Annotated in this window: 18 protein-coding genes; 9 read left to right on the top strand and 9 right to left on the bottom strand. The window is 72.2% G+C overall.

The window, feature by feature from the left end; genetic code table 11:
- Positions 1-5: 5 nt before the first annotated feature.
- Complete coding sequence (locus JWN97_RS19480) at positions 6-683, bottom strand: polysaccharide deacetylase family protein (RefSeq protein WP_297626874.1); 678 nt, start codon at positions 681-683, stop codon at positions 6-8.
- Between the two features lie 250 nt (positions 684-933).
- Here JWN97_RS19480 and JWN97_RS19475 point away from each other — a divergent pair, with 250 nt between their 5' ends.
- The 6 genes from JWN97_RS19475 (at position 934) to JWN97_RS19450 (ending at position 8,147) form a co-directional block, all read left to right on the top strand.
- On the top strand, positions 934-1,785 hold the full coding sequence (locus tag JWN97_RS19475) for a hypothetical protein (protein WP_297626871.1): 852 nt from the start codon (positions 934-936) through the stop codon (positions 1,783-1,785).
- Complete coding sequence (locus JWN97_RS19470) at positions 1,770-2,978, top strand: pyridoxal-dependent decarboxylase, exosortase A system-associated (RefSeq protein WP_297626868.1); 1,209 nt, start codon at positions 1,770-1,772, stop codon at positions 2,976-2,978. The genes JWN97_RS19475 and JWN97_RS19470 overlap by 16 nt, the downstream gene beginning before the upstream one ends.
- 19 nt (positions 2,979-2,997) lie before the next feature.
- Complete coding sequence (locus JWN97_RS19465) at positions 2,998-3,258, top strand: acyl carrier protein (RefSeq protein WP_297626865.1); 261 nt, start codon at positions 2,998-3,000, stop codon at positions 3,256-3,258.
- 2 nt (positions 3,259-3,260) lie between these two features.
- Complete coding sequence (locus tag JWN97_RS19460) at positions 3,261-4,691, top strand: AMP-binding protein (RefSeq protein WP_297626862.1); 1,431 nt, start codon at positions 3,261-3,263, stop codon at positions 4,689-4,691.
- 238 nt (positions 4,692-4,929) lie between these two features.
- The gene (locus JWN97_RS19455; protein ID WP_297626858.1) at positions 4,930-6,321 is read left to right on the top strand and encodes a DUF4082 domain-containing protein; all 1,392 of its coding nucleotides are present in this window, start codon (positions 4,930-4,932) and stop codon (positions 6,319-6,321) included.
- A gap of 74 nt (positions 6,322-6,395) precedes the next feature.
- A complete protein-coding gene (locus tag JWN97_RS19450; protein WP_297626855.1) occupies positions 6,396-8,147 on the top strand; it encodes an asparagine synthase-related protein in 1,752 nt (583 codons plus the stop codon).
- Positions 8,148-8,150: 3 nt separating this feature from the next.
- On the opposite strand, the gene JWN97_RS19445 is transcribed toward JWN97_RS19450, so the two are convergent.
- The 7 genes from JWN97_RS19445 to JWN97_RS19415 form a co-directional block, all read right to left on the bottom strand.
- The gene (locus JWN97_RS19445; protein WP_297626852.1) at positions 8,151-9,167 is read right to left on the bottom strand and encodes a hypothetical protein; all 1,017 of its coding nucleotides are present in this window, start codon (positions 9,165-9,167) and stop codon (positions 8,151-8,153) included.
- Positions 9,168-9,174: 7 nt separating this feature from the next.
- Positions 9,175-10,431, bottom strand: coding sequence for an MFS transporter (locus JWN97_RS19440; protein WP_297626849.1), 1,257 nt, complete (start codon positions 10,429-10,431; stop codon positions 9,175-9,177).
- 5 nt (positions 10,432-10,436) lie between these two features.
- Positions 10,437-11,159 (bottom strand): hypothetical protein, encoded by a 723-nt coding sequence (locus JWN97_RS19435; protein ID WP_297626846.1) that lies wholly within the window; start codon positions 11,157-11,159, stop codon positions 10,437-10,439.
- A 54-nt stretch (positions 11,160-11,213) separates the two neighbouring features.
- Positions 11,214-12,680, bottom strand: a complete 1,467-nt coding sequence (locus JWN97_RS19430; protein WP_297626843.1) for an exopolysaccharide biosynthesis polyprenyl glycosylphosphotransferase — start codon at positions 12,678-12,680, stop codon at positions 11,214-11,216.
- 429 nt (positions 12,681-13,109) lie between these two features.
- On the bottom strand, positions 13,110-14,933 hold the full coding sequence (gene asnB / locus JWN97_RS19425; RefSeq protein ID WP_297626839.1) for an asparagine synthase (glutamine-hydrolyzing): 1,824 nt from the start codon (positions 14,931-14,933) through the stop codon (positions 13,110-13,112).
- 13 nt (positions 14,934-14,946) lie between these two features.
- Positions 14,947-15,630: a response regulator transcription factor gene (locus JWN97_RS19420; protein WP_297626836.1), complete on the bottom strand. Its 684-nt coding sequence runs from the start codon at positions 15,628-15,630 to the stop codon at positions 14,947-14,949.
- Complete coding sequence (locus tag JWN97_RS19415) at positions 15,608-17,074, bottom strand: HAMP domain-containing sensor histidine kinase (protein WP_297626833.1); 1,467 nt, start codon at positions 17,072-17,074, stop codon at positions 15,608-15,610. The genes JWN97_RS19420 and JWN97_RS19415 overlap by 23 nt, the downstream gene beginning before the upstream one ends.
- Positions 17,075-17,477: 403 nt before the next feature.
- Here JWN97_RS19415 and JWN97_RS19410 point away from each other — a divergent pair, with 403 nt between their 5' ends.
- The 3 genes from JWN97_RS19410 (at position 17,478) to JWN97_RS19400 (ending at position 19,491) form a co-directional block, all read left to right on the top strand.
- Positions 17,478-18,215 (top strand): LuxR C-terminal-related transcriptional regulator, encoded by a 738-nt coding sequence (locus tag JWN97_RS19410; RefSeq protein WP_297626829.1) that lies wholly within the window; start codon positions 17,478-17,480, stop codon positions 18,213-18,215.
- Between the two features lie 99 nt (positions 18,216-18,314).
- Positions 18,315-19,085, top strand: a complete 771-nt coding sequence (locus tag JWN97_RS19405; RefSeq protein ID WP_297626817.1) for a 3'(2'),5'-bisphosphate nucleotidase CysQ — start codon at positions 18,315-18,317, stop codon at positions 19,083-19,085.
- Positions 19,086-19,092: 7 nt separating this feature from the next.
- Positions 19,093-19,491 carry a VOC family protein gene (locus tag JWN97_RS19400; protein WP_297626814.1) on the top strand — a complete coding sequence of 133 codons (399 nt, stop codon included), beginning with the start codon at positions 19,093-19,095 and terminating at the stop codon, positions 19,489-19,491.
- Positions 19,492-19,499: 8 nt separating this feature from the next.
- Here the strand turns inward: JWN97_RS19400 and JWN97_RS19395 are convergent.
- The coding region (locus tag JWN97_RS19395; protein ID WP_297626811.1) for a lytic transglycosylase domain-containing protein at positions 19,500-20,284 on the bottom strand (785 nt) is incomplete at its 5' end.

Genomic DNA, 20,284 nt, shown 5'->3' with positions numbered 1-20,284 from the left:
TGTCGTCAACGCAGCTGCTTCACGAGGCCGATCGTCTCCAGCCTGACCTGCGTGGCGCGAGCCTGCGGCGTCAGCATCTCGAGGCGGACCGAGTCGAGCGTGTCGTGCGACCGGACGCTGAACCTGGGCTGCAGCCACGCCGTCTCGCTCGACCACCGACGGTCGCTCGTCGCCACCGAGGTGTAGCCGAGCCGCCGCAGATGGGAGAGCGTACGGCGGTCGTAGCGCCCGAGCGGGAGGGCAGCCCGGTCGACGGCTCGACCCGCAGCGTCCGCGATCAGGGAACGCGCATCGATCAGCTCGCGATGGACCTCTGCGTGCCGGAGGCCACGCCACGGCCGGTGGTCCATGCCGTGCGTCCCGATGCTCATGCCTGCCGAGACCAGCTCACCGATGCCCGCCCGGGAGAGGCTCCCGGGCTGGTCGAGCCGGGCGGCCAGGACGTAGAAGGTCGCGGTGAGGCCGCGCTCCACGAGCCCCGGGAGACCGATCTCCACGTCGGACGCGTTGCCGTCGTCGAAGCTGATCCGCACCCGAGGATCCTCGGCGACCTCGTCGAGGAGCTCGTCATAGGTTCGTGGCGTGATCCAGTAGGGCGCCTCGCCGTCCTCGAGCACGCGTGAGGGCCGGCCGATCCCGTGGAAGCAGATGTTGACGATCCGGGTGCTCACCCCTCGGCGCATGGCCCATTCCTCCCCCACCCGCGCGCGTGCGCACGCGGATCACCCCTTGGCAGGTCACCAGTCGAACGCGGAGCGGATCCCGTGCCCGTGGATCCGGGTCGACATCCCCCGAGTTGGGTATGCCTGCTCGTCTCCCGTCTCCTGTGTTCCGGTCCGTCCTACCGTTGTCCATCGGTTCCGCAGGGGGCTCGGTGTGGGGGAAGCGCCGCGTTGGTCAGGACGTCGGGGCTCGAGCTCGAGGAGGGTGAACGTGGGTGTGTCCGTGGAGCCGATCACGTCTGTCGACGTGTCCGATGTCGGCCGCTTCCTCCACCAGCACCTCAACCCGCGGGTTGCCCCGCAGCAGTGGGTCGATGCCCTCACCGTGCCCTGGGAGGTCGACCAGCCCAACCACGGCTACCACCTCCGTGCTGACGGCGAGGTGGTGGGCGCCTACCTCGCCTACTACTCCGACCGGGTGCTCGACGGCTCGGTGGAGCGATTCTGCAACCTGGGCGCGTGGTGCGTGCTCGAGGGGCAGCGCCACCGCGGCACCCGACTGCTGACCCGCCTGCTGGGGCAGGAGGGCTACCACTTCACCGACTTCTCGCCCAGCGGCAACGTGGTCCCCCTCAACCGCAAGCTCCACTTCGCAGACCTCGACACCAGGACCAGCCTGGTGCCCAACCTGCCGGCTCCGGCTCGCGGCGTCCGGGTCTCGAGCAGGCCCGCGGACCTGCTCGCCACGCTGACAGCCACTGAGCTCGAGTGCTATCGCGACCACTCCCGGGCAGCCGCAGCCCGGCACCTGGTGGTCAGCACCTCACGCGAGCACTGCCACGTCGTCTTCCGGCACGACAGACGCAAGAACGTCCGCGCCTTCGGCTCGATCCTGCACGTGAGCAACCCGGAGCTGTTCCGCGCCGCAGCCGGCCAGGTTGCCGGCCACCTGCTCACGAGGCACCGCATCCCGATCACGCTGGTCGAGCACCGCGTTGCCGGAGGACCCGTGCGCCACGGCCGGGAGCTGGCCCGTTCGCGACCCAAGATGTTCCGCAGTCCCACGCTGGCGCCGGAGCAGATCGACTACCTCTACAGCGAGCTCACATGCCTGGCGTGGTGAGCGACGGCCCGGACCTGCTCGTGGGGGGTGTGCCCGTACGCCGCCTCGCCGACCGCGTCGGGAGCACCCCGTTCTTCGCCTACGACCGGTCGAGGCTGACCGAGCGCGTCGCCCTGCTCAGGGCGACGCTGCCGACCGACCTCGAGCTGAGCTATGCGATCAAGGCCAACCCGATGCCGGCGGTCGTGCAGCACCTCAGCGGCATCGTCGACTCCCTCGACGTCGCCTCTGGCGCCGAGATGAGACTCGCCCTCGACACTCCGATCGATCCGGAGGCGGTCAGCTTCGCCGGTCCGGGGAAGTCGGAGGCCGAGCTGTCGCAGGCGATCGCCGCCGGTGTGGTCATCGAGATCGAGTCCCGGCTCGAGGCGGAGCGGATCACGAAGGAGGCCGAGCAGGTCGGCATCCGTCCTGTGGTCGCCGTCCGCGTCAACCCGGACTTCGAGGTCAAGGGGTCCGGGATGCGCATGGGCGGGGGCCCCCAGCAGTTCGGCGTGGACGCCGAGGACGTGCCCGACCTGATCCGTGAGCTCGAGGCGCGCGACCTCGACCTGCGGGGCTTCCACGTCTTCGCCGGGTCGCAGAATCTCCATGCGGAGATCCTCATCGAGGCGCAGCGCAAGACGGTGGACCTCGTGATGAGGATGGCGGAGGTGATGTCGACGGTGCCGTCGTACCTCAACCTGGGAGGCGGATTCGGCATCCCCTACTACGGCAAGGACCAGCCTCTCGACCTCGCGGCGATCGGCGGAAACCTGCACGAGCTGGTGCGCGAGAGGCTGCGCCCGGCGTTTCCCGATGCTCGAGTCCTGCTGGAGCTGGGTCGCTTCATCGTCGGCGAGGCCGGGGTCTATGTCACTCGGGTCGTGGACCGCAAGGTCTCCCGGGGCACCACCTTCCTGGTGGTCGACGGCGGCATGCACCACCAGCTGGCCGCCTCCGGCAACTTCGGCCAGGTGATCCGACGCAACTACCCCATCGCGGTCGCGACGCGGATGGACCAGCAACCGTCCGAGACCGTCCAGGTGGTCGGTTGCCTGTGCACACCGCTGGACCTCCTCGGTGACAAGGTCGACCTGCCACCCAGCGACGTGGGAGACCTGGTGGTCCTGTTCCAGGCCGGCGCCTACGGCCTGACCGCCAGCCCGACCCAGTTCCTCAGCCACGCGGCACCGCTCGAGGTGCTCGTATGATCTCCCGAAAGGCGACGAGATGACCGACCAGATGCTCACCCGGACCACCGAGGTGCTCGCCGAGGTCCTTGCCGAGCTGCTCGGCGGGGACCGTGCGACCTATCCGCCCGAGACCGAGCTGTTCGGCTCGCTCCCGCAGCTCGACTCGCTCGCCCTCGTCGAGCTGATCACGGTGATCGAGGACCGGTTCGACTTCGAGCTGGACGAGGACGACATCACCGCCGAGGTGTTCGGCACGGTCGACTCCCTCGCGCGCCACATCGACGCCTGCACGACCTGACCATGTCGGAGCTGCACGCGCTCGTCGAGGAGGCTGCCGGGAGCGTTCGTGCTCCGCGGGTGTCGGATCGACGAGACGAGCGCACCCTCGCCGAGATCCTGCGGAACGCCGAGGACCTGGCCGGCCGCATCACCGAAGCTGCGGTGCGCGATCGACCGGTGGTCCTGGCACGGGTCCCGGCGACCATCGAGGCTGTGGAGCTGCTCCTCGCCGCCGTCGTGGGTGACTTCGCCATCTGCTTCGTCGATCCCTCGGCCCCTGCCGAGCGGGCGGACGCGATCCTCACCGGTCTCGACCCCGATGTGGTGGCCGGCAGCGGCGAGCTGACGAGCAGGCACCCGGATGGCGAGGGTGTTCCGGGGTCGGGCTATGTCGCCACCTCCTCCGGCACCACTGGGGGCGGGCCCAAAGGGGTGCTCTCCTCGTGGACGTGCATGGCGGAGTTCGTCCCGCACGGCGCGACCGCGCTCGGGCTGGGCCCCGGTGACTGCCTGGCCGAGCCCTCGCACCCGGCCTACGACCTGTCGATGACGAACTGGCTGCTCGCCCTCGCGAGTGGCGCGTCGCTGGCGGTGTCGCACGCACTGACCGACCGTGTGCGACCCCTCGCCTTCGCGGGCCGGGCGGGCGCCACGCACGTCCGGCTCGCGCCGCGCTTCATCGACCTGGCACGGGCCGAGCACGAGCGCTCGGCGCCACCGCTGTCGCTCCGGGTGTGGGGGTCGGGCGGCGATCGTCTCTCGCACCGCCAGGCGGAGAGCGTCTTCGGCCTCGGCGTGCCCACGTTGGTCAACACCTACGGCACGAGCGAGACCGCGGGCTTCGCGAGTGCCGCGACCTTCGACGACGTCCGGGCGGTGACGTCGCGACACGGCTCGGTCTCGATCGGCACGGGGCGGGTCGGCCCGTGGCGGACCGCCCTGGTGGAGGAGCGTCGCGACGACCGGACGACCGGGATGCTCGCGATCAGCGCCCCGCACCTGACGACGGGCTACCTCATGGGTGGCGGCGCGGGGGTGGGAGGTGAGCCGACGTACCCCCGCTGGGAGGCCGACCGGGTGGTCACGGGTGATCTCGGCTGCGCGAGCGGTGACGAGCTGTTCTGCCTCGGCCGCTCCGGTCGACTGGTCAAGCGGAGCGGGATCTTCGTCAACCTGGACGACGTCGATCGCGTGCTGCGCGAGAGGTGCGGTGTCGACACGATGACGGTGGCGATCCGCAGTGGCGAGCTGGTGACCCTTGTCGCACCGGCGTCGGCGTCGGCGTCGGCCGACATGGAGGGTCTGCGGCAGGGCCTCGCCGCCCACGTGTCGCCGGACTCGCGCCCCGACGTGCTGATCCCCGTGGCCCGGGTGCCGCGCCTGGCCAACGGGAAGTCCGACCACGCGCAGGCCGTACGGATGGCCGAGCAGGTGGCCGCCGGGGAATCTTGACGGACCCTGAAGGAAATACCTACCAAATTGTGGGCATATTGCCGGTGTTGTGTGACGTGTGTGTCTCATGTGGCTTGAGTGACGACTGCGAATCGAGATGACTTTGCGCCTCTCGACCCGTGTGCCTTACTGAGGGCACGGGGTCAGGCCACATCGTCGTATGAAAGTTGCATCCATGTTCCACAGCTCACGTCAGTCTGCCCGCAACCGATCCACCTTCCGCCGGTCCGCATCCCTTGTGCTGACCGGCGTCGCGGCGGTCGTCGCGGCGGCCACGATCCAGGCGTCGCCGTCACCGGCCGCACCCGACCTCCGCCCCGGAGCTCGCGCTGCCTCCGTAGTCGGCCTGTTCGGCGCCGGGTCGCCGGGCTCCGCGACCTTGGACAGCGACTCGCGGCCCGTCGAGCTCGGGCTGCGGTTCGAGGTGCTCGCGAAGGGCAGGATCACCGGCGCCCAGGTGTACAAGCTCGCCAAGGGCTCCGGGAAGACGCCGACCAGGGCCTCGCTGTGGAATGCGAAGGGCAAGCGCCTGACCACCGCCCGCATCCAGCGCCGCAAGGGTGCCGGATGGGTCGACGTGAGCTTCCCGCGCACGATCGCGGTCAAGCCCGGAAAGACCTACACGGTGTCCGTCTTCGCGCCGAAGGGTCGCTATGCCGTCACCGAGCGTGGGCTGCGCAAGCAGCGGTCCAACGCCTACCTCCGCACCGTCAGCGGCTCCAGCGGCGTCTTCCGCTACGGCGCGACGTCGGAGCTCCCGACACGGAGCTACCGCGACTCCAACTACTGGGTCGACGTCCGGTTCAGCCCGAAGGGCGGCACGCAGACCACGCCGACCCCGACGCCGACCCCGACACCCGTCTCGTCCGGGTGGCCCAACGAGGGCAACACCGGCGTGCCGGCCGGCACCGCGCTGACGGCCTACAACGGCCCGATGAACATCACCCAGGCCGGAGCGGTGATCGACGCCAAGACCATCACGGGCGACCTGACCATCTCCGCGCCCAACGTCACCGTGTCGCGCTCCTCGATCGTCGGCACCGTCGGTGTCGGTTCCGGCGGCAGCCTGACGATCTCGGACTCGATGATCGACGCCGGCAACAAGGAGGGCACCGGCCTGGGTGAGACCGACTTCGTCGCCGAGCGCATCCACGTCATCGGCGGCAACCGGTCGATCAACTGTGCCGAGGACTGCACGGTCAAGGACTCCTACGTCCACGGCCAGTTCAAGGACGAGTCGGGCTACTACCACGAGTCCGGGATCAGGATGGGGATCAACTCCCAGATCCTGCACAACACCATCGCCTGCGATGCCCCGGACGTCGCGCCGGAGGCCGGCTGCTCCGCCCCGCTCACCGGCTACGGCGACTTCGGACCGGTCCAGAACAACCTGATCCAGAACAACCTGTTCAAGGCGACCCCGGCCTACTTCTGCGCCTATGGCGGGTCGTCCGCGGGCAAGCCCTACTCCGACGACGCCCGTGGCATCCGGTTCATCGACAACGTCTTCGAGCGTGGCACGACGCGCAAGTGCGGGCGAGCCGGACCGGTGACCGACTTCGACACCAACGCGCCCGGCAACGAGTGGACCGGCAACACCTACGACGACGGTGCCGTCGCGAGGCCCTGAGCCTCCACCCCCTCTGCGTGCTCCTGCCCAGTTTTGGGCAGGAGCACGTGGCGTTGCGGCCCTAGGCTGTCGTCATGCAGCCGGGGGTGCTCTGCGTGTCGCGCCGCGGTGCCGTGCCCACGTCCGGTGACGTACGCCGCGCGCTCGCGCTCGCCGGCATCGAGGACCCGACCGTCGAGGAGACCGGCGGGCTTGTCGTCGCGCTGTGGGGAGGGTTCGCTCTCCCCGACACCGGCTACGTCGCCCTGGCCAGCGTGGCTCGCCGCCACGAGCGCCAGCTCTCGGACGACGACGTCGTCCGACTGCTCGACGACGAGGACCTCGCCGGCCTCGCGGAGGTGCTCCCTCCCTTCGGCGCCTTCCGCCGGGTGTCCGCGGACGAGGCGGTCGCCGTCACCGACGCGCTCGGGTTCCGACACGTCTACCACGCCCACGGGCCGGACCACGCGGCGCTGAGCACGTCGTCCCGCGTCCTGGGGGCGCTGGGCGGCGAGGGCCTCGACCGCGAGGCCTTCGCGGTGCAGAGCCTGCTCGGGTGGCAGGTCGGGCAGGGCACCCTGCACGCCGGCGTCACGAAGCTCGCCCCGGGCCACCTGGTGCGACTGCGGCACGGTCGTCTGCACCTGGTCGACGGTCGCCCCACCCCGTGCGCACCCCTCGGGCTCGACGAAGCGGTCACGGCAGCGACCGACATGCTCCGCGCGCACCTCACCGCCTACGTCACCGACCACCCCGACGCCACCCTGCAGCTGACCGGCGGCCAGGACTCGCGGATCCTGCTCAGCGCCGTGCCACCGGACCTGCGCCGCGGCCTGCGCGCCATGACCCTCGCCGTGCCGGGCTCGCCCGACGCCGAGATCGCCGCGCGCATCGCCGACCGTACGGGCCTCGAGCACCAGGTCGAGGTGCTGGAGAGCCTCGACGGACTCACCGCCGAGCAGGCCTACGCCCTGGCGGCGGAGGCCAGTCTGCGGCTCGAGGAGATGGCCGACCCCCTCGCGCTGGCGGCGCTGACCGTGGTCGAGCAGAGCTTCGACCAGGGGCATCGCATCGCGGGGCTCGGGGGCGAGGTGGCCCGCGGGTTCTACTACCTCGGCAGCCCGCGGAGGACCGCCGTCACGCGCTCGCGCGTGTCTCGACTGACCGGTTGGCGGATGTTCGCCAACGAGGCCGTCGACCCCGCCGCGCTCGCGGCTCCGCTCCGGGAGGTCGCCGAGCAGGTGGCCGTCGACCGGATCCACGGCCTGATGGCCGCGACCGGCAAGGAGTGGCTCGCGGCGACCGACGACTTCTACCTCGAGCAGCGCATGCAGCGCTGGGCCGGCGTCACGGACACGGCGGTCTGTCTCGACCGCTCGGTGGCCAACCCGATGCTGGACGACCGCTTCATCGCCATCGCGCAGGCCATGTCGCCGGTGAGCAAGCGAGGGTCCCTGTTCCTGGCCCGACTGCAGATGTCGCTCGACCCCGCGCTGGGTGCGATGCCGCTCGACGGGCGTCCTCCACCGGCGTCTTTCGCCCGACCGGGGATGGCCAACACCGCGCGAGCGGCGCAGAGCGTCGCCCGCAAGGCGGTCGCCAAGGCACGACAGCGCTGGTCGAGCACGACGAGGCCGCCTGCCGGCGGGACGATCCTCGCCGCCCGGGTGGTCGAGCACTGGCGCCGGCACCCTGGCCTGCTCGACAGTGCGCGCGAGCACCGGGTGCTCGACGACGCCTGGCTCGACCGGCTCATCTCGGGAGAGGTGTCTCCGGACCCCAGCACGGTGGCGTACGTCCTCAACGTCTCGACGCTGCCTGCCTCGCGCAGCCGAGACCTGGCCTGACCCTCAGCGCACCACGGTCGGCGACCAGGCCTGCTCGATGAGCAGCTCGGGCGCTGCGTCGGCTGCGGTGTCGACCGACCACACGTCGGTCACGCCCGGCTCGTCCGCTCGAGGCATCCCGTAGAGCAGGGTGTCGTCGTCGAGCCACTCCACCTGGTCGTCGAGGCCTCGAGGGCCCTGCTCCAGGAGCGTCCGTGCACCCGTCGCGAGGTCCTGGACGGCGATCTGCCACACGATGGGTCGCCCCGGGTCCACGTCCACCTTGAACGCGACGCGGGTGCCGTCCGGCGAGAGGGCCGGACACTCCGCATCCGGTGACACCGAGGTCAGGGTGCGTGCGGCGAGGTGGCCCTCGACCAGGAAGGTGCGCCCGCCGGTGCCGACGGTGGCGTAGAAGGTGTCGTCGTCGACGAACGTGACACCCCAGATGTTGCGGTCGACAGGATTCACGGCGCGTCCGTCGAGGACGAGGTCGAACTTCTCCAGGGTGCCCCGCCGGGTGCCCCCACCGAACTCGTGCACCTCCGTGGTCGTGGAGAAGCCCGTCGACATGTAGGAGTGGCCGCTCACGAACACCGTCGTCGCGACCAGCGTCCCGTCGGGGGACAGGCGGGTGCGGCTGGGGATGCCCGGCAGGGGAGAGGAGTCGACCTGCTCCCACTGGGCGTTGAGCTCCTGCACCTCGAACGTCGTCGTGACGCCGGCGTCGGTGACCAGGCACGAGGCTCCCTCGGGTCGGGCCGCCACCCGGTCGCAGGCCACGCCGGTGAAGGCGCGCGGACCGCCGGGATCCGAGAGGGGCACGATGGCCACGACGCCGAACTCGTTGTCGAGGCCCGTGTGCCGGAAGACGATCCTGGGCCCCTCGGCCACCGAGGCGACGGGCGTCCGGGGGGCGTCGGGGTCGGTCGCGCGCTGCGCCCGGACCTCGTGCCCCTCGTCGACGACGTAGAGGCCCGCCCCGACGACCAGCACCACCACGACGGCCACGAACGACAGCACGCGGGCGCGGACGCTCATCCGCGCCTCACGGGGTGATCACGGCGGTGTCGAGACGGCCCACCCGGGTCGCCGCGGCCAGGATCGCCACCACGAGGGTCGCGGCCACCGTGAGCATCGCCGCGGCCGGCCCCAGCAGCACCCACAGCAGGCCGAATCCGGCCGAGGCGAGCATCCGCGCCAGGGCGACCACGGTCTGGGCGGCGGCGATGCCGCTCGTGCGTGCCTGCACGGGCACCAGCCTACCGGCGATGGCGGCGATGACGCCGTCCGTCGCGGCGTAGAAGGTGCCGAGCAGGAGCAGCGTCCCGATGGTGGCGGCCGCGGTCGACGCGGGCAGCACCGAGCACAGGTACGCACCCACCAGCGCCAGGTGTCCCACGACGAAGGTCCTCGCCCGACCGACCCGGTCGGCGAGCCGGCCGATCGGCACGGCGAGCAGCAGGTAGGCGAGGTTGGTGCCGACGTAGAACAGGGGGAACCACGACACGTTGACGTCACCGTGGTCGAGGAGTGCGAGGTAGATGAAGCCGTCCCCGACCATCAGCAGGCCCAGCACGCCGGAGACCGCCAGCAGGGGACGCAACCGGCGGTCGGTGAGGTCACGCCACTGGAACGGCGGTGGCGTGGCGCCGGTGCTCGGCGGGCGGGTCCTCACGTCGGGGCCGAGCAGCCCGAGGAGGGCCACGCCGGCCAGCGCGAAGGCGAGCGAGACGACCAGCACGACCGAGTAGCCGTCGGGCACCAGCTGCAGCAGCCCGAACGCGATGAGCGGACCGAGTGCGGCCCCGATCGTGTCGAGCATCCGATGCATGCCGAAGGCCCGGCCGAGGTGCTCGCTGGGGGTCGAGGTGCTGATCATCGCGTCGCGGGGAGCCGTGCGGATCCCCTTGCCGATGCGGTCGGCGGTGACCACTGCGGCGATCCCCGCCGCCCCCGAGGCGAACAGCAGGAACACGCGCGCGAGCGCCGAGAGCCCGTAGCCGAGGAACGCCACCCACTTCGGCCGGTCGGAGGCGTCCGCCAGCCAGCCACCCCCGAGGCGGACGAGCGCGCTGACGCCCTGGTAGAGGCCGTCGATCAGCCCGTACGCCACGGGCGTGAGGCCCACGACGACCGTGAGGTAGAGCGGGAGGATCGCCGAGACCGACTCCGAGGAGACGTCGGTCAGCAGCGAGACCACCCCGAGGATGATCACGACGCGGCCGACCGGCGGCCGCGCCGTCGACGCACCCGTCTGTGCCCCCGCGTCCGAGGCCGGCCGATCGCGCACGGAGATGTACATCCGGCTCACTCACCCCCGGCGTGCAGGGCGGCGTGGACGGAGTAGGTCGTGCGGCCCCCGTTCGCGGACACGATGAGCGTGATCACGCTTCCTCCGCGCCGGAAGGCAGCGGACTCAGACCCGAGGACGACCGCCGGGGCCTGCCGCTCGACGAGTCCACGGAGTGCCAGTCGCGTGCGGAAGGCCAGCAGCACCTCGTGGGGTGCCAGCGAGGTCGAGGCGACCAGTCCGACCTGGAGCCGGTCGCCCGAAGGGGAGATGCTGCTGCTCTCCACCGCAGACCTCTCGGTCGGCCGGAGCAGTGCGGGAAACTGCCCCACCAGCCGGCCGACCGCACTCGCCATCCGAGGAAGGGGCTTGGAGACCAGAGGCGCGACGTCCGGCTCCGCCAGCAGGTCGGACAGGTCGACGTCGGCATCCTCTGGGGCCACAGGCATCTCTGCCTCCCGCTCGTCGACGCTGCCCTCATCGCTCGAGGTCCCGTCGTTGCCTCCCGGCGTGACGTCCTCGTGGGGACCCTCCGGGTCCGTCGCCGGCGGCGCGACGGCGCTGGGGGTGGCCGTGGCCCGCGGGTCCGCCGCCCCTGCGCTGGTCGGTGCTGGCCCTGTCGACACCTGATCCGGCGCGCGGGCGCCGCTGTCGGCGCGAGGCGTGGACACGTGGCTGGCGCAGCCGACGAGCACGAGGGCCGTCACTGAGCCGAGCACAGCTGCTCGGAGACGTCGCATGGTCATGGTGTGGCCCCCCCAGGGCCGATGAGCACGAGCGTCGAGACGCCGCGGTCAGTAGGCACCGCGGTGCCCCAGGACCGCTTGGACGGTGCGGGCGAGGATCAACAGGTCGAGGCGCAGCGACCAGTTGTCGACGTACTTCAGGTCGAGCCTGACCGATTCGGCCCAGCTCAGGTCCGAGCGACCCGAGACCTGCCACAGTCCGGTCACCCCGGGCTTGACGACGAGTCGCCGGCGCGGGTCGGTGTCGTAGCGGGCGACCTCGCACGGGAGTGCGGGTCGGGGGCCGATGAGGGACATGTCGCCGCGTACGACGTTCCACAGCTGAGGCAGCTCGTCGAGCGAGTAGCGGCGCAGCCGCCGTCCCAGCGGGGTGATCCGCGGGTCGAGCTGGATCTTGAAGAGGATGCCGTCGCCCTCGTTGGCCTCGGTGAGCCCGGACCGCTCGTCCTCGGCGCCGACACCCATCGACCGCAGCTTGAGCATGGTGAACGGGACTCCGTCGCGGCCGATGCGGTCCTGGCGGAACAACGCCGGGCCCGGTGTCTCGAGTCGGATCGCGAGGCACAGCAACGCCAGCAGCGGCAGGGTCGCGACGAACGCGACGAGGGCGACGGACCGCTCGACCACGTCCTTGAGCAGGCGTCGCGGGCCGTGGAGGACGGGAGAGGTGACGTGGAGGATGTCGATGCCGCCGGTGGAGACGACGCGGGTGCGCTGCGGCTCGACGTCCAGGAGTCCGGTGCCGAGGTAGAGCTCGGCACCCACTCCGGCCAGCGACCAGTGCAGGCGACGCACCTCCACGGGAGACAGGCGCGCACCGGGGAGCACGACGAACGAGTCGGCCTGGTGGTGGTGCGCGACGGCGGAGGAGGCCTCGAAGCCGACGTAGGTCGGCAGGTCGCCGAGGGACATCTTGGACGTCCGCGTGAGGCACGCGGCGACGACCTCGTGGGTGTTGGCGGACCGGAGCTCGGCCATGGCCTCCCGGACGTCGCGCGGGCGGCCGGCGAGCACGACCCGCGGCCGCCGGTGGCGGGCACCGAGCAGCGCCGGGACGGAGCTGGCGACGCTGAGGACGGCCACCAGCTCGGCCAGGGCGACCAGGTCGACCGTGACGAACCACGGGGACACGGCGAGCACCAGCACGGCGGACCGGACGCCGGTGCCCAGGACCCGCGTGGGCCGCGCGAGGCGGCTCTCGCCGAGGACCGGGCGGCGGTAGTGGCCGGCCGCCAGCAGCAGCAGTGGCCAGGCCATGGCCGCGACGACCGCGGCCACCATCGGCACCAGGTCCAGCATCGCCGCAGCCGCGGCGAGCGTCGCGGCGAGCGCCGCGTCCAGACCGAGGGCGTGCCCCTTCGGTGCTGTCGAGGACGACAGCACGGGCGGGACGGTCACGACGGCGGCGACCGGCTCGGATGGTCGTGCCGGCCGCAGGAGCCCGCGTGGGCGGGGGATCGTCGCGGTCAGCAGTGCAGCATCGGGTGTGATCCGACCGACCGTGGTCTGCGTCATGTCACGAACCCCTCCCCCCAGCTCCCCGGCGGCACCCCTGCCGCTCGTGGTGCGAGCCTATGGACGCCTCCTGCCCGCGGCATGCCGCAAATCAGCGAAAGCCCTGCACGGCGCCGGGCCTCCGGGCGGTCCCGGCGGCGGGCAGATACCCAGTCGGTGGGATGTGCGCCGTGCCGGTCTGGACCTAGCCTCGAAGTGGTGCACCTCACTGGTCTCGCCGCACTCATGCCGTCCCTGCGCCGGCCCTCGTGGCCGCACGGGTGACGAGGGACCCCCACGCCCCGTCACCTCGGACGAAGCGAACCAGTGGCGGCGGTCGAGGATCCCCCAACCCCGGCCGCCGCCGCACCCTCCGCCGCACCCTCCCCCGCACCCTCGACAGGTGGGCGCGGCGGACGACGCTCGGGCGCGGGGCATCAGGCGCGGGCCTCAGGCGCGTCGGCCGGGGGCCGCGACCGACGGCGACTCCCGGCGGGGCCTGGGTGCCGTCGGGGGAGCGCCGAAGAAGCAGTCGTGCCACATCTCCAGGCACAGCAGGGTCCAGAGTCGGACCTCCTCGCCGGCCCCGCGCTCGTGCCGGTCGACGAGGTCGCGCACGAGCGAGCGGTCGAGGGTGTTCGCGACCCAGGAGCCGGGCCCGGTGAGCCGGTCGCGCGCGGTGTCACGCAGACCGCTGCGCAACCAGGAGTCGACGGGGACCCGGCCCGGGGACGGTCGCCGGTCGATCACCTCGTCGGGCAGGAACGGTCGCGCGACCTCACGGAGCACCCACTGGGCGGTCCCGGCGCGCACCTTCACCGAGGAGGGGAGCCGGAAGGCCAGCTCGACCAGCCGGTGGTCGAGCATCGGGGGGCGCACCTCGAGAGAGGCCGCCATCGACATCCGGTCCATCCGCTCGAGGAGGTCGTCGGGTAGGCGGTGGTGCAGGTCGTCCCGCAGCACCCGGTCCACGGGATCGGCTCCTAGCGTCGCCGACGTACGCCGCTCGAGCGGCGGCGGGGTGCCGAGCAACCGCTCCCGCTCGGGTGCGGTGAACGACTCGGACCAGGAGGTCCCCAGGTGCCGCTCCACCGGCCTCGCGAGCGTCGAGCGCAACCGCGCGGGCAGTGCCGTGGACCGCTCCGCGAGCCGGGCGTAGCGCGCCTTCGGGTGCCCCCCGAAGAGCTGGTCCCCGCCCTCCCCGGTGAGCGCCGCCGGCACGTGGTCGCGCGCCGCGCGCGCCAGGAGGTGGGCGACGACGTCGCCCGGCCCGGAGATCGGCGCGTCGCGGTGCCAGGTCAGCCGGGGCCACAGGTCCTCGAAGTCCGCCGCGCGCACCCGCACCTGGTGGTGCTGCGTGCCGAGCAGCGTGCTCAGTCGCCGCGCCCAGTGCGGCTCGTCGCCGTCGTCGAAGCCGGCGGAGAAGGTGTGGACCGGCTCGTCGCCCCGCAGCTGGCGCACCTGGGCGGCGACGAGGCTGCTGCCGAGGCTCCCGGAGAGGTGGACGCCGACGGGGAGGTCCGCGGAGAGTGCCGACCGGACGGACTCGCGTACGCCGTCACCGACCGCCTCCACCGCGTCCGCGGGGCTCCAGGCGCCCTCGGGGTCCATCTCCGGCGGCATCCAGTAGTGGGTCTCCTCGACGTGCCCGCCGGGCATGATCGAGACACGGTGCGCGGGGCGCACCTTCTTGACGCCCTCGAACAACGTGTCCGGCGCCGGCACCACCCGCGTGCCCAGGTAGGCGTCGAGGCTGCGGTGGTCGACCTGCGGCGGCGGGCCCACGGCCAGCAGGGCCTTCACCTCGGAGCCGAAGGCGAGGCCGCCCGGCACGTGGCGGTAGTAGAGCGGACGGATGCCGAGGCGGTCGCGCACCAGGTGGGTGGTGTCGGTGCGCAGGTCGTGGGCGACGAGGGCGAACTCACCCTGCAGCCGCTCGACGAAGCTGATGCCGTCGATGGCGAGCCCGGCCACCACGACCTCGGCCTCGCTGCCGGTGCGGAACGGGTAGTCCAGGTGAGAGCGGAGGCTGTCGTGGTTGGCCACCCGCCCGTCGAGCACGAGCACCCAGCGGCCGTCCCCGGAGTGCAGGGGCTGGCGGGACCGGTCCTGGTCGCCGAGGTCGAGCCTGGTGTGGGCCAGGCCGACGTCCTGGCCGACCCACACCCCGGAACGGTCGGGCCCGCGGTGGTGCAGCAGGTCGGCCATCCGGCGCAGTGCATCCGTCGCGAACGCCCCTGTCGAGAACGTCCGTATCCCCCCGATGCCGCTCATCAGCTGTCTCCCGTCACGCGCCCTGTTTCCAACCGACCTGGTTCGCCATACCGACGGCGGCCAGCTGTGACGACACCTCGAGCTTGCTCAGGATCGACTTGACCTGCGTGCGCACCGTCGCCTCCGAGACGACGCTCTCCTCCGAGATCGCCCGCACCGTGTGCCCCTCGATCAGCGCGCCCAGCACCTGTCGCTCGCGCGGCGTGAGCAGGTCGAGGCGACGGCGGAGGTCGTCGTGGACCCTCCGCTGCTTGGCCCATGCGTCGAGGAGCGTCTCGAGCTCCGCGCTGCTCGTCACCGGGAGCCCCTGGTGCAGGCGGCGTACGGTCGACAGCGCCTGCTGCAGGGCACCGCTCTTGGGCAGCACCCTGCGCGCACCCAGCCGCATGCACCCGCCCCAGCGGCCGAGGTCCTCCGAGGCGGTCAGCACCACGACGTTGATGTGGGCACGCGCCAGCGGGGCGATCAGGTTGGTGCCGTCGCCGAAGCGCCCCAGGTCGAGGTCGAGCAGCACCGTGCGCGGGTTGGCCCGCAAGGCGAGCGAGCGCAACGTGGCCATCGAACCGCCCTCCTCCGGCATCTCGAGCCGACGTACGTCGTAGCCCTCCAGCGACAGCGCGAGCTCCAGCGACTCCGCGAAGAGCACGTGGTCGTCGACGATGAGCACGCGGTGGTCAGCCCGAGCGACGCCAGCCACGGCCGTCCTCCAGAGTCAGGGCGTCCTCCGGCGAGCGCCGCACCGCCGGGAGGGAGATGACGAAGGACGAGCCGACGCCCCGGTCCTCGGCCAGGCGCAGCGAGCCGCCGTCCTCGGCCATCAACCGCTGGGCCAGGTGGAGGCCGATCCCCTCGCCGGGGGAGTCGCTGCCGCGCCGGCCCCACTCGAAGATCTGCGGCCGCTGGTCGGCCGGGATGCCGCGGCCGAAGTCGGTGACCGTGATGTCCACGGTCTCCTCGTCGCGGCGCACGACCTCCACCAGGCTGCCGTCCGACCCACCGTGGGTGACGGCGTTGTCCATGAGGATGTTGACGACCTCGGCGAGCGCGTCGAACCGGGCGTGCACCTTGTCGCCGCTGCTGCGGAGCTCGACGCGACGGCCCTTGAGCCGCTGCAGGTCGAGGATCAGGCCGAGCTCCTCGTCGAGGTCGATGTCCGTGGCGGACACGTCCTGCCCCGACAGCAGGCGCTCCATGCGGTCGAGCTCGCGTCGCACCGAGAACCAGAGGCGCTCGCGGGTCTCGGAGGAGACCTCCGGGCTGTCGAGCAGCGCCGAGCCGCTGACCAGCCCGGCCACCGTGCTCCGCAGCTCGTGCATGCGCTCGCGCTGGTCGCGCGAGGCGGAGTCCAGCACCTGCTGGAGGGTGTTGATGCGGCGGCGGTCGTCCTCGAGGGACCGGCGGATGCTGATCAGGAGGATGCTGAACCAGGCGGCACCGACGCCCGCGCGGGCCACCGAGACCCCGACAGCCCAGGTGGCGTCGCCGAGGACGGCGGTGTGGGTGAGGAGGCCCAGGGCGACGACCGGCACGGTGACGGCCAGCAGCCACGACATCGGCCGCGACAGGGCCCGCTGTCGCAGCACCAGCGCAGTGGCAGCGACGTGGGTCGCGACGAGCACGCCGATCACCGCCGGCATCAAGGTGGCCGGGGGCGTCGCCATCGGCAGCTGCAGCAGGAGGTGCCCGGCGGCGGTGAGCCCCATGCCCAGCCCGATGCCGAAGCCGTCGTCGAGCACGTGCTTGGCGCGGTGCAGGCGGAGCAGCGGCCCCACCACGGCCAGCAGGCCCAGCACGGCGACGGCGAGGAGCACGCCGATGTCGGCGGCGCTCCGGGGCAGCTGGTTGCGGAGCGCGAGCAACGTGACCAGCAGCGCCTGGGTGGCGACGAGCGCGCCCGTCGCGACGATCCATCCCGTCATCGGTCCGGCGTGCCGGCGCCAGGACACGACAGCGGCGCAGGCGGCCCCGGCGACGAAGACGCCGCTGACGACGCCGTCGCCCGGCGACGGCAGCGCCGTCGACGAGGCGGACCACAGCCGGGCGCCCCCGGATCCGATCCAACCCACGACGAGCAGGGCGAGCCCTCCCGCGACCCCCATCCCGATCTTGTGGTGCAGCTCCCCGTTGAAATGCCGGAGCATGGTTCCCCCCCAAAGCAAGCGTTGCGATTCCCTTCGGTCGGGTCCCCAAGACCCTTCCGTGCTGCCAGCCCCCGTGCCGGACGAATGCGTCCGGTGCTTCCCCACACCGAGTGGAACCCGGATCCGGGGGCGCTGGGTCGATTGTGTGGGTGTACCGAAAACGGGTCAAAGCCGGTCTGGTCCGCCATCCGAAGGGCTCCGGCAGTCTTCGTCAAGAGCACCCGAAGGCAGTGCCAAGCACGTGTGCAGGCCGTGGCAAGGTGCGAGAAGACGCGTCCCGGTCGCAGCACGGCGGTCGACGGCGCGACCGGCCTCCCCCATTTGGTTGACGTTGGGTGGTCACGGACGCCGTAGGAGTCCTCGTCGGCCACGTTTGTCCCAGGCTCGGCACGAGGGAGGCGGGATGGGAGACGCGACACCCCGCGCCCGCACGCGGCCGGAGACGACCGCCGACGGCCGGGGCACCACCTGGGTCGTCTCGCCCCACCTCCTGGTGGCACAGGCGGTGACCGCCGCGCTGCGCTCGGTGGGTGCGGACGCGGACTTCCGCGCGTGGGACGGCCTCGTCGAGGAGGCGGCAGCACGCGCGGAGGAGGGCAGGACCCGGCACGTGGTGGCCATCTTCGACGGCCTCGACGACCCGGTCGTGGTCGAGGAGGTCGGCCGGCTCGTGGCCCTCGGCGACGTACGGGTCGCGGTGGTGACGTCGGACCCGTTCGCCTTCTGGTGGGGCGGGCTCGTGGCCGACGGTGCCGTCGACGTCGTCACGACCGCCACCTCCATCGACCAGCTCGCCGACGTGGTGGATCGTCTCTCCTCCGGGTCAACCTTGATGGAAACTGGAGAACGCGCCGAGCTGCATGCCAGGTGGACAGAAGCCCTTGACAGGCGTCAGGACCTCGTTGCGCTCATGCGGACGCTCTCCCCGCAGCAGCTGCGGGTCCTGGAGCTGCTGGCCTCCGGGAGCCGGGTCCGTGAGGCGGCCGAGGTCATGGGGGTGGCCGACGGCACGGTCCGCAGCCACGTCAAGTCGCTGCGCAGCAAGCTGGGGGCGCGCACCCAGCTGGAGGCGGTGGCGATGCTGCGCCAGGTCCAGGAGAGCGGCGTCGCCGCCGACATGGTGCCCCGCCCACGGACGTGATGGCTGCCGCGAGCGGACGCTCGCGCGTCGATAGGCTGCCGACATGACCCCACACCCCGACGAGCCTCGCTTCGCTCCCCTCGACGCAGGGACCCCGGAATGATCGATCCCACCACGCTCGACGACCATGCCTTCGCCGTCTGGGCAGCCGAACGCGCCGGCACCGTGCTGCTCGACGTACGCGCGGGGGCGGCGGCCGACGGCCTCGAGGGCAAGGCCCTGAAGGACGCCGGGGACGCCGCCGCACAGGCCGAGCTCGACCGGGTCCTGACCCAGCACCGCCCGGGCGACGCCGTCCTGTCCGAGGAGGCGGCCGACGACAAGTCACGCCTCACCGCGCGCCGGGTCTGGATCATCGACCCGCTCGACGGCACCCGAGAGTTCTCCGAGCCGCCGCGCGACGACTGGGCGGTCCACGTCGCGCTCTGGGAGGACGGCGACCTCGTGGCGGGCGCGGTCGCCCAGCCGGCGCTGGGGGAGACGTTCCACACCGGCCGCCCCAGCGTCGTACCTCCGCGCACCTCCGAGCGTCCCCGCATCGCCGTGTCGCGCAGCCGCCCACCGGCCTTCGTCGAGGCGCTGGCCGCGGAGCTCGACGCCGAGCTCGTCCCGATGGGCAGCGCGGGCGTGAAGGTGATGAGCGTGGTGCGCGACATCGCCGACGCCTACGTCCATGCCGGTGGGCAGTACCAGTGGGACAACGCGGCACCCGTGGCGGTCGCCCGCGCGGCGGGTCTGCACTGCAGCCGCGTGGACGGCTCGCCCCTGGTCTACAACGCCGACGACACCTCGCTGCCCGACCTCATCGTCTGCCGGCCCGAGCTGGCCGAGCAGATCGTGGACTTCGTACACCGCAACGGCACGGACTGACGCCGCGGTGACCTCCTTCGTCTCGCACACCACCGTCGACTGCCACCACGCCTACGAGCTCTCCGAGTGGTGGAAGGGGCTGCTGGGCTACGTCGACGTCGAGGGCGATCCCAACGAGCCCGGCCACGAGGAGTGCATGATCCTCGACCCGGACACCGGGCACTCGATCCTCTTCATCGAGGTCGCCGACACGGAGCTGCCGGCCAAGCGGATCCACTTCGACGTCCGCCCGCGCGAGGGCACCCGCGACGACGAGGTCACGCGCGTGCTCGCGATGGGGGCGCGCCAGGTGGGTGACCAGCGCGGGAAGTACGGGCCGGGGAGCGGCTGGGTCGTTCTCGCCGATCCCGAGGGCAACGAGTTCTGCATCCTGCGCTCGCAGGCCGAGGTCGACGGGACCCTCTAGGGGGGCCCTCAGGGCAAGCGCTCGGGGTGCGCAGCGACGTACGACTGCACGGGCACGGGGCGACGATGGGCGTAGCCCTCCGGCAGCCAGACGCTCCCGACGCGGGTCAGGTAGTAGACCTGCCACGCGAGGTAGCCGCGGAGCTGGTGCGGGTCGCGCTGCATCGCCCGTGCGTGGAGGGTGACGCCGCGGACGTAGGCCCAGGAGTTGTTGTAGCGCCACAGCGCCGCGCCCTTGTCGCGGGCGAACCCGTTGGCGCGCAGCAGCCGGCCGGCGGCGAGGATCGCGTCGTGGGCGTCGTCGATGTCGCCGCCCGCGCCGTAGATGTCCCACGTGGTCGGGATGAACTGCATCGGTCCCTGCGCACCCGCCACCGACGTGCCCCGGATCCGGCCGAAGGCGGTCTCGACGAGGTTGATCGCGGCGAGGTACTCCCAGTCCACGCCGAAGCGGCGCTCCGCCTCGCGGTAGCTGCGCAGCAGGGTGCGGGCCGGGGCGGGCGCCACGATCCGCCACGCGGGCAGCTCGTCGGCGAGGTCGGCGTTCGACGTGGGGTGCATCGAGCGGAACTCGCGGCGCGCTGCGACGTTGGCGCGCACCCAGGCCGCGTTGCCCGGCCCGAGCCGGTCGAGCACGCGGGGCAGCCAGGCGGGGCGTACGGCGACCTCGCGGATCGCGAGCTGGGCGGTGTGCCCGGCCGCGGCGAGGAGGTCCGGGTCGGGGGCGCCCGAGCGGATCACCCGCTGCGCCGCGGTCACCATGGCCGCCGCCTCGGCGGGCGTGGCGGGACGGC

The organism is Nocardioides sp. (assembly GCF_025965415.1).
Lineage (GTDB): Bacteria > Actinomycetota > Actinomycetes > Propionibacteriales > Nocardioidaceae > Nocardioides.
Note: the sequence above shows the minus strand (reverse complement) of the source record. Positions and strands in the feature narration are given on the sequence as shown.

Excerpts from the sequence above, each read along its gene's own strand:
- JWN97_RS19465 (WP_297626865.1), top strand. The coding sequence starts at position 2,998 with ATGACCGACCAGATGCTCACCCGGACCACCGAGGTGCTCGCCGAGGTC.
- JWN97_RS19415 (WP_297626833.1), bottom strand. The coding sequence starts at position 17,074 with ATGCTCCGGCATTTCAACGGGGAGCTGCACCACAAGATCGGGATGGGG.
- JWN97_RS19405 (WP_297626817.1), top strand. The coding sequence starts at position 18,315 with ATGATCGATCCCACCACGCTCGACGACCATGCCTTCGCCGTCTGGGCA.
- JWN97_RS19470 (WP_297626868.1), top strand. The coding sequence starts at position 1,770 with ATGCCTGGCGTGGTGAGCGACGGCCCGGACCTGCTCGTGGGGGGTGTG.
- JWN97_RS19410 (WP_297626829.1), top strand. The coding sequence starts at position 17,478 with ATGGGAGACGCGACACCCCGCGCCCGCACGCGGCCGGAGACGACCGCC.
- JWN97_RS19435 (WP_297626846.1), bottom strand. The coding sequence starts at position 11,159 with ATGCGACGTCTCCGAGCAGCTGTGCTCGGCTCAGTGACGGCCCTCGTG.
- JWN97_RS19480 (WP_297626874.1), bottom strand. The coding sequence starts at position 683 with ATGCGCCGAGGGGTGAGCACCCGGATCGTCAACATCTGCTTCCACGGG.
- JWN97_RS19460 (WP_297626862.1), top strand. The coding sequence starts at position 3,261 with ATGTCGGAGCTGCACGCGCTCGTCGAGGAGGCTGCCGGGAGCGTTCGT.
- JWN97_RS19430 (WP_297626843.1), bottom strand. The coding sequence starts at position 12,680 with ATGACGCAGACCACGGTCGGTCGGATCACACCCGATGCTGCACTGCTG.
- JWN97_RS19450 (WP_297626855.1), top strand. The coding sequence starts at position 6,396 with ATGCAGCCGGGGGTGCTCTGCGTGTCGCGCCGCGGTGCCGTGCCCACG.
- asnB (WP_297626839.1), bottom strand. The coding sequence starts at position 14,933 with ATGAGCGGCATCGGGGGGATACGGACGTTCTCGACAGGGGCGTTCGCG.
- JWN97_RS19440 (WP_297626849.1), bottom strand. The coding sequence starts at position 10,431 with ATGTACATCTCCGTGCGCGATCGGCCGGCCTCGGACGCGGGGGCACAG.
- JWN97_RS19445 (WP_297626852.1), bottom strand. The coding sequence starts at position 9,167 with ATGAGCGTCCGCGCCCGCGTGCTGTCGTTCGTGGCCGTCGTGGTGGTG.